Source organism: Streptomyces sp. Qhu_M48, from assembly GCF_051305195.1.
In the GTDB taxonomy this organism is placed as follows: Bacteria; Actinomycetota; Actinomycetes; order Streptomycetales; family Streptomycetaceae; genus Streptomyces.
On record NZ_CP195432.1, the window covers coordinates 6690950 to 6704155 of the forward strand.

The window sequence follows — 13206 nt, forward strand, 5'->3', positions numbered from 1 at the left end:
GTGCTCAGTCGACGACCTGGCGGCCCTCCGCCTGGGCGCTGCACGAGGCCCGGAAGGAGCAGGTCGTGCAGTGCTGGCCGGTGGAGGGGGTGAAGCGTTCGTCGAGGACCCGGCCGGCGGCGTGGGCGAGCAGCTCGCCGACCCACTCCCCGGCGAGCGGCTGCTGTGCCTGGACCTTCGGGAGGGCGTCGCCGCCCTCCTTCTGGGGGGCGGCCTGCCGCAGCTGGACGAGTTCGGCGCCGCCGGGCTCGGGCCGGCGTCCGTCGAAGACCTCGTCGAGGGCGCCCTCCCGGACGGCGAGCTGGTAGACGGCGAGCTGCGGGTGCTGGGCGACCTCGTCCTTGGTGGGGGCGGACTTGCCGGTCTTGAAGTCGACGACGTACGCGCGGCCCTGCTCGTCGGTCTCGACGCGGTCCATGGAGCCGCGGATGCGGACCTCGTACGCGCCGGCCTCCAGGGTCACGTCGAAGCCGTGTTCGGAGGCGGCGGGGGTGCGGCCGCCCCGGTCCATGACGTGCCAGCTCAGGAAGCGTTCCAGGGCCACGCGCGCGTGGGCCTTCTCCTGGGCCGACTTCCAGGGCGCGTCGAAGGCGAGGGCGTCCCACACGGAGTCCAGGCGGGCCATGAGGACGTCGAGGTCGGCGGGGGTACGGCCGGAGGCGACCTCGTCGGCGAGGACGTGGACGACGTTGCCGAAGCCCTGGGCGGCGGTGGCCGGGGCGGCGGCCTTGACCTCGCGGCCCAGGAACCACTGGAGGGAGCAGGTGCCGACGAGGTTCTCCAGGGAGCTGGGCGAGAGGGCGACGGGCCGGTCGCGCTCGCGCAGCGGCACCGTGCTGTGCGTCGGCTCGAACAGGCCCCACCAGCGGTCCGGGTGGGCGGCCGGGACGAGCGGCTGGCCGTCCTCGTCGGTGAGCGCGGCGAGCCGGGCGAGGCGGTGGGCGGCCGCGTCGCGGAGCGCGGGCGAGGCGGCGGGGTCGACGGTGGTGGCGCGGAGTTCGGCGACGAGGGCGGAGACGGCGAGGGGGCGGCGGGGGCGGCCGGGGACGTCCCTGGGCTCGACGCCGAGTTCGGTGAGGAAACGGGAGGGCTGGTCGCCGTCCTCGGCGGGGGCCTTGACGGCGGTGACGACGAGCCGTTCACGCGCGCGCGTGGCGGCCACGTAGAACAGCCGGCGTTCCTCGGCGAGGAGGGCGCCGGGGGTGAGGGGTTCGGCGAGGCCGTCGCGGCCGATGCGGTCGGCCTCCAGGAGGGAGCCGCGGCGGCGCAGGTCGGGCCAGAGGCCCTCCTGGACGCCCGCGACGACGACGAGGTCCCATTCGAGGCCCTTGGACCGGTGGGCGGTCATGAGGCGGACGGCGTCGGGGCGGGTGTGGCGGCGGGTGAGGGTGTCGGCGGCGATGTCCTGGGCGTCGACCTCTTCGAGGAAGTTGAGGGCGCCGCGGCCGCCGACGCGCTCCTCGGCGCGGGCGGCGGTCTCGAAGAGGGCGCAGACGGCGTCGAGGTCGCGGTCGGCGTTCCGTCCGGCGGGGCCGCCGCGCAGGGCGGCGCGCTCCAGGCGGCCGGGCCAGGGTGTGCCGTTCCAGAGCACCCAGAGGGCCTCCTCGGCGGTGCCGCCGTCGGCGAGGAGGGTGCGGGTGTCGCGGAGCAGGTCGCCGAGCCGTTTCGCGCCGCGCGCGTGGGCGGGGTCGTGCGCGACGAGCCGCTCGGGCTCGGCGAGCGCGCGGGCGAGGAGGACGTCGGAGGGGGGCGGGACCTTGTTCCCGGCGGCCCGCTCCTCGTCGCGGAGGGCGCGGCCGAGGCGCCGGAGGTCGGCGGGGTCGACGCCGGCGAGGGGGGAGGCGAGCAGTTCCAGGGCGGTCTCGGTGGGGAGCCAGTCGGGGGTGGCGTCGGGCTCGTCCGTGACGGGGCCCGCCGTCGACACCGCGCGCAGCGCGAGGAGCAGCGGCGCGACCGCCGGTTCGTGGCGCAGGGGGGTGTCCGCCGCGTCCGTCTCCACCGGGACGCCGGCGGACGTGAGGGCGCGGCGGAGGGACGGGAGGGAGGCGGCGGCGCGGGTGAGGACGGCCATGTCCTGCCAGGGGACGCCGTCCTCCAGGTGGGCGCGGCGCAGGAGGTCGGCGATGTTCTCGGCCTCCGCCGAGGCGGTGGGGTAGGTGTACGCCTCCGCCCGGCCGCCGTCCCGGGCGGCCGTGAGGTCGCGGTGGGCGCGGACCTTGTCGGCGGGGAGCCGGGGCATCGGCATCCGGCGGGCGAGGAACCGGGTCGCCCCGAGCAGCTCCGCGCCGGAGCGGCGTGCGGTGCGCAGGACCCGGACGTCGGCGCCGCCGAAGGCGGCGGGGAAGTCGAGGATGCCGTTCACGTCGGCGCCCCGGAAGGCGTAGATGGACTGGTCCGGATCGCCGAAGGCGACCACCGTGCGGGGTCCGGTGCCGGCGAGCGCGTGGAGCAGCCGGACCTGTGCCGGGTCGGTGTCCTGGTACTCGTCGACGTAGACGGCGTCGTACGCGGGCAGGCCGGCGTTCCCGGCGAGCGGTACGGCCCGGTGGACGAGTTCGGTGTAGTCGAGGACGCCCTGGAGGTCGAGGACGTCGAGGTACTCGGCGAGGAAGCCGGCCGCCGCCTTCCAGTCGGGGCGGCCGACCCGTTCGGCGAAGCGGGCGAGCGCGTCGGGTCCGAGGCCCAGTTCGCGGGAGCGGGCGAGGACGGCGCGTACCTCGTCGGCGAAGCCGCGGGTGGTGAGGCAGGCGCGGAGTTCGTCGGGCCAGCGGATGCTCCCGAGGCCGGCCTTCTCCAGGTCGATGTGGCCGGCGAGCAGTTCGCGCACGGCGAGGTCCTGCTCGGGTCCGGAGAGCAGCCGCAGGGGTTCGGCGAAGAGTTCGGCGTCCTGGTGGGCGCGGATCAGGGCGTAGCAGTACGAGTGGAAGGTGGTGGCCTGGGGCGGGCGGCGGCCGCCGAGCCGGGCGGCCATGCGGTCGCGGAGTTCGACGGCGGCCTTGCGGCTGAAGGTGAGGACGAGGAGGCGTTCGGGGTCGGCGCCGTTCTCCATGCGGGCGGCGACGGCCTCGACGAGGGTGGTCGTCTTTCCGGTGCCGGGTCCGGCGAGGACGAGAAGCGGTCCCGCGGTGTGGTCAACCACTTCCCGCTGGGCTGCGTCCAGCTGAGGGGGATCCATCGGGGCCGGCGTGGTACGCACCAGTCGGTACGCGCCCGGGGTCCGCTGCCGTCCCGGACCCGGGTACGGCTGTCCCTGGTGCGGCGGCGTACGCCGGGTGGTCGAGGAGGTACTCACGTGGGTCGCCGGTCCTGGTGGGAGTGGTGGTGCGGGTGAGGCGGCCGTCCGCCGCGGACGGCCGGCGGGCTCGTCGGCCCGCCGTCGCCTCGGGAGACGCGAACGTCGACGTTACGCGAAACGGACCGTCGCCGAGCCGTACTCCGTACCCCGTTCCGTCCCCCGGGTGCCCCGCCGGGCGCCGCTCGCGCCCGGCCCGGCCCGTGCCCTCCCGGCCGGAGCCGTCAGGTGTGAGTTCCGTCCCAGCGGGCCCGCCGCATGTCGATCCTCGGTACGTGTCCCTCGGCCGCCCGGCCCGCCTCGCGCAGCGGGGTGCCCTCCTCGCGGTAGTGGCCGAGGGCCCTCGGCTCGTGCCCGGGGAGCAGCGTGCCGTCCGCCCGGACCACCCGCCACCAGGGTGCCGTCCCGCCGTACAGGGCCATGACGCGGCCGACTTGGCGCGGCCCGCCCTCGCCCAGCCATTCGGCGACGTCGCCGTAGGTCATCACCCGGCCGGGCGGGATCCCGTCGGCGACGTCGAGCACCCGCTCCGCGTACTCGGGCAGTTCTCCGGTCTCCCCCACGGGCTTCTCCACGCTCATCCGCCCCATCCTGCCTCACCCCACCGACATGGCCCTGATGCCTCCGCGCGGTGGCTCTTCGTGCCACCATCGTGCGGGCGGTGACTGGTGATACGAGATCAAGAGCGACAAGTACAAGAACCGGGACAAGAACAAGAGCACGTTCCAGACGGCGTACGAGCAGACGTACGGGCACGGGAACGACACGACGCGCACGCAGAGACGGACATGGTGATGGGGCAGGACACGCAGCCTCCGGAGGAGGCCCAGCCCGACGTGCCCGAGCGGGTCTCCGGCGACGAGCCGCTGCTCGCCGCCCGCGTCCACCGGCCCTCCGACCTGATGCGACTGCTCGCCGGTCTGCTCGCCATCGGGCTCGTCATCGCCGTCGCCGCGTTCGCCCACGCGACGACCTCGGGCCTGGAGGAGGACATCAACAAGGGTGCCGTCGGCGCACCCGATGTCTTCGTCAAGATCGCCGGTCTCGTCTCCTCCATCGCCGTCCTGCTCGTCCCCGTCGCCTTCGCCATCGAGCGCCTGATCAAACGGGACGGGCTGCGGATCGCGGACGGCGTCCTCGCCGCCGTCCTCGCCCACGGCGTCACCCTCGCCACCGACCTCTGGGTCGCCCAGGCCGCGCCCGGCACGATCCAGGACGCGCTGACCCAGCCGCAGTCCGGCGGCGGGCTGACCGACCCGGTGCACAACTACCTCGCCCCGGTGATCGCGTACATGACCGCCGTCGGCATGGCCCGCAGACCGCGCTGGCGGGTGTCGCTCTGGGTGGTGCTGCTGCTCGACGCCTTCACCATGCTGGTGGCCGGCTACACCACCGCGCTCTCGATCATCCTGACCGTCCTCATCGGCTGGACGGTGGCGTACGGCACCCTCTACGCGGTGGGTTCCCCCAACGTGCGGCCCACCGGCCAGACCCTCCTCGCCGGGCTGCGCCGGGTCGGCTTCCGGCCGGTGACGGCGCTGCGCGCCGAGGGCGTCCCCGACTCGGCGGACAGCGGGGACCGGGGCCGCCGGTACATCGTGACCCTGGAGGACGGGCCACCGCTCGACGTCACCGTCGTCGACCGGGAACAGCAGGCGCACGGCTTCTTCTACCGCGCGTGGCGGCGGATCACCCTGCGGACGATCACCACCCGCCGCTCGATCGTCTCGCTGCGGCAGGCCCTGGAGCAGGAGGCGCTCCTCGCGTACGCCGCGATCGCCGCCGGGGCGAACGCGCCGAAACTGATCGCCACCTCGGAGCTCGGCCCGGACGCCGTGATGCTCGTGTACGAGCACATCGGCGGCCGGAGCCTGGACTCGCTGGACGACGACGACATCAACGACGAGCTGGTCCGCAGCGCCTTCCGGCAGGTGCGGGCGCTCCAGTCGCGCCGGATCGCGCACCGCAGGCTCACGGGCGACGCGATTCTGGTGGATCGTTCCGGCAGGGTGATCCTCACCGATCTGCGGGGCGGCGAGATCGCCGCCGGCGACCTGATCCTGCGGATGGACATCGCCCAGCTGCTCACCACCCTCGGCCTGCGGGTCGGGGCCGAGCGGGCGGTCGCCGCGGCCGTCGAGGTGCTCGGCCCGGACACGGTCGCCGACTGTCTGCCGCTGCTCCAGCCGATCGCGCTGAGCCGCTCCACGCGCGCGACGCTGCGGAGACTGGCCCGCGAACGGTCGGCGCGCGAGCGCGAGGCCGTGCTCGCCGCGTCGGAGGCGGCCAAGCACGAGCGGGAGCTGGCGAAGGCCGAGGCGGCGGAGGCCGCCGCGGACCCGACCGTCGTACGGGCGGAGACGAAGGCCGAGAAGAAGGCGGACAAGAAGGCCGAGAAGCGGGCTCTCGACACGGCGCTGGACGAGGCCCGCGAGGAGGACCTGCTGGCCCAGATCCGCCAGCAGGTGCTGCTGATCCGCCCGCAGGCCCCCGTGGAGCCGGTCCGGCTGGAGCGGATCAAGCCGCGGACCCTGGTCAGCCTGATCGCGGGCGCGGTCGCCGCGTACTTCCTGCTGTCGCAGATCGCCCGGACGCCGCTGTCGACGATCAGCCAGGCGGACTGGCGGTGGGTGACGGCCGCGGTGCTGTTCTCCGCGGTCAGCTATCTGGCGGCGGCGATGAGCCTGCTGGGCTTCGTGCCGGAGCGGGTCGGGTTCTGGCGGACGGTGGTGGCGCAGGTCGCCGGCTCGTTCGTGAAGATCGTCGCTCCGGCGGCGGTCGGCGGCGTCGCCCTGAACACCCGCTTCCTCCAGCGCGCGGGGGTCCGGCCGGGGCTCGCGGTGGCGAGCGTCGGCGCCTCCCAGCTCTTCGGTCTCGGCGCGCACATCCTGCTGCTGCTCGCCTTCGGCTATCTCACGGGCACGGAGAAGTCGCAGTCCTTCACCCCGTCGAGGACGGTCATCGCCGGTCTGCTCACGGTCGCGGTGCTCGTGCTCGTGGTGACGGCGATCCCGTTCATGCGCAAGTTCGTGTCGACCCGGCTGCGGTCGCTCTTCGCGGGCGTGGTCCCGCGCATGCTGGACGTGCTCCAGCGGCCGATGAAGCTGCTGACCGGCATCGGCGGGATGCTGCTGCTCACCGGCGCGTTCGTGCTCTGCCTGGACGCCTCGATCCGGGCCTTCGGCCACGGCCACCAGTCGATCAGCTACGCGAGCGTGGCGGTGGTCTTCCTCGCGGGCAACGCCCTCGGCTCGGCGGCGCCGACGCCCGGCGGTGTCGGCGCGGTCGAGGGCGCGCTCACCTTCGGCCTGGTCGCGGTGGGCCTCCCCCTGGAGGTCGCGACCCCGGCGGTGCTCCTCTACCGCCTGCTGACCCTGTGGATCCCGGTGCTGCCGGGGTGGATCTGCTTCAACTGGCTGACGAAACGCGAAGCGCTGTAGGACGAGGCCGTGGGGCGGGGCACCGGGCCGGGCCCGCCCACCCGGACCACCGTCCCGCGCGGCGGCGCCGGTGCCGGCCCACCCACTTGGACCACCGTCCCGCGCGGCGGCGCCGGTGCCGGCCCACCCACTTGGACCTCCGTCCCGCGCGGCGGCCGGGCCCGCGACCCACCATGGGCGTATGCCGATCTCCGCCGCCCAGCGCGCCGCTCTGCTGACCGCCACCACCGTGCTGCTCGCCGCCGGGTGCTCGGACGGGGGAGACGAGGCGGCGGCTCCGGCGTCGCCGAGCGGTTCGGCCGGGCTCTCGACGCTGGCGTCGCAGAAGCTGTCCTGGGCGCCGTGCCCGCCGCCGTCCGCCGCCGAGGGCGGTGGGACCGCGCCCTCGGCGCTGCCCGGCGGCGCCGCCTGGGAGTGCTCCTTCCTCCAGGCCCCGCTGGACTGGGCGGTTCCGGAGGGCGAGACGATCGAGCTCGCGCTCATCCGGGCCCGCGCCCGTGACCAGGAGCGGCGGATCGGTTCGCTCGTCTTCAACTTCGGCGGGCCCGGCGGCTCCGGCGTCACCGGGCTGCCCGCCTTCGCCAACGAGTACGAGGGGCTGCGCGGCCGCTACGACCTGGTCTCCTTCGACCCGCGCGGGGTGGGCCGCAGCGACCCCGTCGAGTGCCTCACCGACAAGGAGCTCGACGCCTACTACGCCCTGGACTTCACGCCCGACGACGAGGCGGAGGAACGGACCCTCTCGGACGCGCAGAAGAGGTACGCGGGCGGCTGCGAGAAGAACGCGGGGCCGTCGCTCCCGCACGTCGGCACGGAGAACGCCGCCCGGGACCTGGACCTGATGCGCCAGGTCCTCGGCGACGACAAGCTCCACTACTTCGGCATCTCGTACGGCACCGAACTCGGCGGCGTCTACGCCCACCAGTTCCCCTCGAACGTCGGCCGGGCCGTCTTCGACGCCGTAGTCGACCCGGACGCGGGCGTCGAGGAGGGCGCACTCGGCCAGGCGAAGGGCTTCCAGCTCGCCCTCGACAACTTCGCCCAGGACTGTGTGGACCGGGGCGACGAGTGCACCCTGCCCGGGACGAGCGTCGCCGAGATCGAGTCCTTCATCACCGACCTCCTCGCCGCCCTCGACAAGAAGCCGATCGCGGGCATCGGCGAGCGCGAGCTCACCCAGACACAGGCCACCAACGGCATCGCGCAGGCCCTGTACTCCAAGGAGTACTGGACCTATCTGGAGCAGGGGCTCGACGACGCCGACGGCGGCGACGGGGCGCTGCTCCTCAACCTCTCCGACTCGATGAACGGCCGCGGCCCGAACGGCTCCTACAGCAACATCCAGGCCGCCAACGCCGCCATCAACTGCGTGGACTTCAAGGAGCGCTACACCCTCGGCCAGGCGAAGGAGCGCCTCGGCCAGTTCCGCGAGGCCTCCCCCGTCTTCGGCGACTTCATGGGCTGGGCCCTCTCCAGCTGCTCGCAGTGGCCGGTGCCCGGCACCTGGGAGAACCCGGACGTCTCCGCGCCCGGCTCGGCGCCGATCCTGGTCGTCGGCAACACCGGCGACCCCGCCACCCCGTACGAGGGCGCGCGGTCGATGGTGAAGGCGCTCGGCCCGGGTGTCGGCGTGGAGCTGACGTACGAGGGCGAGGGCCACGGTGCCTACACCAGCGGCAACGCGTGCGTGAAGAAGGCGGTCGACGCGTACCTCCTGGACGGCAGGGTCCCGGCCTCCGGCACGGTCTGCAAGTAACTCCGGCCGGAGCTCCCCCTAGGATGGGCCGCCTTGCCGGCTCCTGGGGGGAACACATGTCCATACGCATCCGCGCGGCCGTCCTGGCCGTCACCGGTCTGCTCGTCGCGGGCTGTACGAGCACCGGCGGCGGGGCGCCGTCCGCCACCCCCACCACGGCCCCGCCGCGCACCACCGACGCGAAGCCGTCGGACGGTGCCGCCACCACTCCCCCGCTGCCCGCCTCCCTGACCGGCCAGCGCCCCGACTGGAAGCGGTGCGCGGCTCCCGAGGGCGGGGAGAAGCCCGGTGCGGAGTGGCGCTGCGCCACCGTCGCGGTGCCGCTCGACCACGCGAAGCCCGAGGGCGCGACGATCCCGATCGCGCTGATCCGCAAGGAGGCCGGCCGGAAGGCCGACCGCATCGGCTCCCTGCTCTTCAACTTCGGCGGCCCCGGCGGCTCCGGCGTCGACATCCTGCCGCAGGCGGCACAGGACTACGACACGCTCGGCAAGCGCTACGACCTGGTGGGCTTCGACCCGCGCGGGGTGAGCCGCAGCTCCGGTGTCGTCTGCCGGAGCGACGCCGAACAGGCCGCCGCCGAGGCGACCGTGGACCTCACCCCGGACTCGGCCGCCGAGGAGGCCACGTACCTCAAGGACAACGCCGACTTCGCCGCCGGCTGCGCCCGCCGCTCCGCCGCGCTCCTCCCGCACACCACGACCACCGCCACCGCCCGCGACCTGGACCTGATCCGGCAGGTCCTCGGGGACGCGAAGCTCCACTACTTCGGCATCTCGTACGGGACGCAGCTCGGCGGCACCTACGCCCACCTCTTCCCGAAGAACGTGGGCCGTCTCGTCCTCGACGCCGTCGTCGACCCGACCGCCGACACCGTCGGGCACGCCCGCCACCAGACGATCGGTTTCCAGCGGGCCCTGGACAACTACCTGAAGAGCACCGGCGAGGACGCGAAGGCCGGGAGCGAGCGGATCGCGCGTCTGCTGCGGAAGCTCGACCGGGCGCCGCTGACCGTCGGCGAGCGGAAGCTCACCGAGGGCCTGGCGCTCACCGGCATCGCGGTGACGCTGTACGGACAGTCCAACTGGCCCCTCCTGACCGAGGCCCTGGCGGACGCCGAGAAGGGTCGCGGCGGCGCCCTGCTCGAACTCGCCGACTACTACAACGACCGTGACGCCGAGGGCCACTACTCCACCCAGTCGCACTCCCAGCGGGCGATCTCCTGCGCCGACACCAGCGCGCGGGCGACCGCCGCGGAGGCGAAGGCGCTGATCCCGGAGTTCCGCCGGCTCTCCCCCGTGTTCGGCGCGTTCCTCGCCTGGGACACGGCCGGCTGGTGCGCCGAGTGGCCGGTGAAGGGCGAGCGGGCGACGCCGGAGGCGAGCGCCTCGGGGGCGGCGCCGATCCTGGTCGTCGGGACGACGGGCGACCCGGCGACCCCGTACGAGGGCGCGGAGAAGATGGCGAAGGAGCTCGGCGGGGGCGTCGGCGTCCTGGTCACCAACGAGGGCGAGGGCCACGGCGCGTACGGCACGTCGTCGTGCGTGACGGCGACCGTCGACGCGTACCTCCTGGACGGCGAGGTCCCCGCGTACGGCAAGACCTGCTCCAGCGGGGCGGCTCGCAGCGGGGCATGAGAGGCAGCGGGGCATGAGAAGGGGCCCGGATCTCGTGACGAGATCCGGGCCCCTTCGTTCGGCCGACTAGTAGACCGGCTTCTCGGGCTCGATCTGGTGGACCCAGCCGATCACGCCGCCGCCGACGTGGACCGCGTCCGCGAAGCCCGCGGACTTGAGCACCGCGAGGACCTCCGCACTGCGGACACCCGTCTTGCAGTGCAGGACGATCCGCTTGTCCTGCGGGAGGTCCTGGAGGGCGGTGCCCATCAGGAACTCGTTCTTCGGGATCAGACGCGCGCCCGGGATCGAGACGATCTCGTACTCGTTCGGCTCGCGGACGTCGATGATGTCGAGGTTCTCGCCTTCGTCGATCCACTCCTTGAGCTGCTTCGGAGTGATCGTGGAGCCGAGCGCCGCCTCCTGGGCCTCCTCGGACACGACGCCGCAGAAGGCCTCGTAGTCGATGAGCTCGGTGACGGTCGGGTTCTCGCCGCAGACCGCGCAGCCGGGGTCCTTGCGGACCTTGACCTGGCGGTACTGCATCTCCAGGGCGTCGTAGATCATCAGGCGGCCGACCAGCGGGTCGCCCACGCCGGCGAGCACCTTGATGGCCTCGGTGACCTGGATGGAGCCGATGGACGCGCACAGCACGCCCAGGACGCCGCCCTCGGCGCAGGACGGGACCATGCCCGGCGGCGGGGGCTCCGGGTAGAGGCAGCGGTAGCAGGGGCCGTACTCGGACCAGAAGACGGACGCCTGGCCGTCGAAACGGTAGATCGAGCCCCACACGTACGGCTTGTTCAGCAGCACGCAGGCGTCGTTCACCAGGTAGCGGGTGGCGAAGTTGTCCGTGCCGTCGACGATCAGGTCGTACTGACCGAAGATCTCCATCACGTTCTCGGCTTCGAGCCGCTCCTCGTGAAGGACCACGTTCACGTACGGGTTGATGCCGAGCACGCTGTCGCGCGCCGACGCCGCCTTGGAGCGGCCGATGTCGGCCTGGCTGTGGATGATCTGGCGCTGGAGGTTCGACTCGTCGACCTCGTCGAACTCCACGATGCCGAGCGTGCCCACGCCGGCGGCGGCCAGGTACATCAGCGCCGGCGAGCCGAGGCCACCGGCGCCGACACACAGCACCTTGGCGTTCTTCAGCCGCTTCTGCCCGTCCATCCCGACGTCCGGGATGATCAGGTGGCGGGAGTACCTGCGGACCTCGTCTACGGTGAGCTCGGCAGCCGGCTCGACCAGGGGTGGCAGCGACACGGGGACTCCGGTGGTCGGTATGTCAGTACGGTTGTTCTCCCCGTAACACTGCCACGCCCCTCCTCATTCCGAGACACCCGGTCCGATCCGCGAGACGATTTCGTCCCAGTAGCCGGGCAGCGAGTGGAATGCGGCGGTCTGTCCCGAAGCCCCCGTCCGGTCCGTGAAGAAGATCGTCCCGGCCCCCTGCCAGCGGGCGATCCGCAGCGCCTCCTCCAGGTGGGTGCGCGGCACCCCGTGCACGAGGTGGACGAACTTCGCCTCCGTGTACTCGGCGGTCCACTCCGCCACCTGCGACCAGCGGTAGTCCACCCAGGAGCCGGAGAACGTGACCAGCTGGTCGGCGGTCTCGGCGTACCCCGGGTGGGGGTGGGTGCCGTGGCCGAGGACGAGATGGGCCTCGCCGCCGAGGATCGCCTCCAGGGTCGCCGTGACCCGCCGCACCCCGGCCAGGTCCGCCCGGTCCGCGGGGCAGCGGTCCAGGTAGTAGCCGTCCACCTTGTACCAGTCGAGGAAGCGGTGGGCGTCCGTGACGAGCTCCCCGAACGGCCGGGAGCCGTGGGCCGCGTCCAGGTGCCCGAGGACCCGTACCCCGGCGTCGCGGAGCCTGCCCGCCGCCTCCAGACAGTGCGGGTCGGGACGGCTGCCCGGCCCCTCCGCCACATTGAGCACCGCCCAGTGCAGCGGGGTCCCGGGGCGGGTCAGCTCGCCCCACTCGACAGGGGCGAGCAGCGGGTGGGCGTAGCCGGGCACGCCCACCCCGAGCGCCTGGACCGCCCCGGTCGCCGTCAGATGCGACACGCCGCCTCCATCCAGATGTCGGCGAGGGACTCCTCCAGGTTGATCCGGGGCCGCCAGCCGAGGCGGTCGCGGGCGGTCCGGACGTCGGCCTGCTGCCAGGGTCCACAGCCGTCGGGGTACGGGTAGGGGGCGGAGGCCAGCTGGTCGGCGATGGTTCCCTCGGTGCGGGGGGCGCCGATCATCGGGCGCTGCGGCATGCCGTGCGGGGCGTCCAGCTCGTGCAGGTTGCCGGAGTAGCCGGCGACCCTGGCCAGGACGGCGGCGGCGTCCCGGAGCCGGACCGCGCGGCCGGTGCCGATGTTGACGACGCCCTGGGCGGCGGAGAGCGAGGCCGCGTGGACGGCCCGCGCGACGTCCCGTACGTCGACGAAGTCCCGCTGCACGCCGAGGCCGCTGAGCTTGAGCTCCCCGTCCCCGGCCTGCATGGCCCGGCGCATCGCCTCGGCGAGGCGGCCGAGCGGCGAGCCGGCCGGGGTGCCGGGGCCCACGGGCGAGAACACCCGGAGGACGACGGCGTCGAGTCCCGAGCCGAGGACCAGTTCGGTCGCCGCCAGCTTCGACACCCCGTACGGGCCGCCGGGGCGGGGGACGGCGTCCTCGGCGGTGGAGGAGCCGGGCTGGCTCGGCCCGTACTCCGAGGCGCAGCCGACCTGGACGAGCCGGGCGCCGCAGCCGCTGCGCCGCAGCGCCTCGCAGACGGTGGCGACGGCCACGGTGTTGTGCCGGGTCAGGTCGCGGGCGCCGCCGCGGGTGGCGCCCGCGCAGTTGACGACGACCCCGGGGTGGACGGCGTCGAGGAAGCGGGTCAGCGCTCCCGGGCTGCCGGAGGCGAGGTCGAAACGCACGTCGGCGTCGTCGCCCCGGCCGAGCGCGGTGAGGTGGACGGCCGGGTCGGCGAGCAGTCGGTCGGCGACGAACCGGCCGATGAAGCCGTTGGCTCCGAGCAGTAGCACCCTCATCGCGCGGCCCCTTCGTGCCGACCGGCCGTTCCTTGGGGTTGCGGGGTCATGGTCTTCGAGCTCCTTGCGGGGTGGT

At 73.8% G+C, this 13206-nt stretch carries 8 protein-coding genes; 3 read left to right on the top strand and 5 right to left on the bottom strand.

Going from position 1 to position 13206, the window contains the following annotated elements; translation table 11 throughout:
* Nucleotides 1-4 precede the first annotated feature (4 nt).
* Together ACRRSS_RS29890 and ACRRSS_RS29895 are read right to left on the bottom strand one after the other, a co-directional pair.
* On the bottom strand, nucleotides 5-3292 hold the full coding sequence (locus ACRRSS_RS29890; protein ID WP_435974157.1) for an ATP-dependent helicase: 3288 nt from the start codon (nucleotides 3290-3292) through the stop codon (nucleotides 5-7).
* Between the two features lie 224 nt (nucleotides 3293-3516).
* Nucleotides 3517-3882, bottom strand: a complete 366-nt coding sequence (locus tag ACRRSS_RS29895; protein WP_435974158.1) for an MGMT family protein — start codon at nucleotides 3880-3882, stop codon at nucleotides 3517-3519.
* Nucleotides 3883-4080: 198 nt separating this feature from the next.
* Between ACRRSS_RS29895 and ACRRSS_RS29900 the strand changes: the two genes are divergently transcribed.
* The 3 genes from ACRRSS_RS29900 to ACRRSS_RS29910 all read left to right on the top strand — a co-directional run bounded on the left by ACRRSS_RS29900 (nucleotide 4081) and on the right by ACRRSS_RS29910 (nucleotide 10125).
* Nucleotides 4081-6732 carry a lysylphosphatidylglycerol synthase domain-containing protein gene (locus ACRRSS_RS29900; RefSeq protein ID WP_435974159.1) on the top strand — a complete coding sequence of 884 codons (2652 nt, stop codon included), beginning with the start codon at nucleotides 4081-4083 and terminating at the stop codon, nucleotides 6730-6732.
* Nucleotides 6733-6913: 181 nt separating this feature from the next.
* Nucleotides 6914-8488, top strand: a complete 1575-nt coding sequence (locus ACRRSS_RS29905; protein ID WP_435974160.1) for an alpha/beta hydrolase — start codon at nucleotides 6914-6916, stop codon at nucleotides 8486-8488.
* Nucleotides 8489-8544: 56 nt separating this feature from the next.
* A complete protein-coding gene (locus tag ACRRSS_RS29910) occupies nucleotides 8545-10125 on the top strand; it encodes an alpha/beta hydrolase (RefSeq protein WP_435974161.1) in 1581 nt (526 codons plus the stop codon).
* A 66-nt stretch (nucleotides 10126-10191) separates the two neighbouring features.
* On the opposite strand, the gene moeZ is transcribed toward ACRRSS_RS29910, so the two are convergent.
* From moeZ to ACRRSS_RS29925, 3 genes are all read right to left on the bottom strand, one after another.
* Nucleotides 10192-11370, bottom strand: a complete 1179-nt coding sequence (gene moeZ / locus ACRRSS_RS29915) for an adenylyltransferase/sulfurtransferase MoeZ (RefSeq protein ID WP_435974162.1) — start codon at nucleotides 11368-11370, stop codon at nucleotides 10192-10194.
* A gap of 63 nt (nucleotides 11371-11433) precedes the next feature.
* Entirely contained in the window at nucleotides 11434-12171 is a 738-nt protein-coding gene (locus tag ACRRSS_RS29920) for a spherulation-specific family 4 protein (RefSeq protein ID WP_435974163.1), read from the bottom strand.
* On the bottom strand, nucleotides 12159-13130 hold the full coding sequence (locus tag ACRRSS_RS29925; RefSeq protein WP_317878378.1) for an NAD-dependent epimerase/dehydratase family protein: 972 nt from the start codon (nucleotides 13128-13130) through the stop codon (nucleotides 12159-12161). The genes ACRRSS_RS29920 and ACRRSS_RS29925 overlap by 13 nt, the downstream gene beginning before the upstream one ends.
* Nucleotides 13131-13206 lie beyond the last annotated feature (76 nt).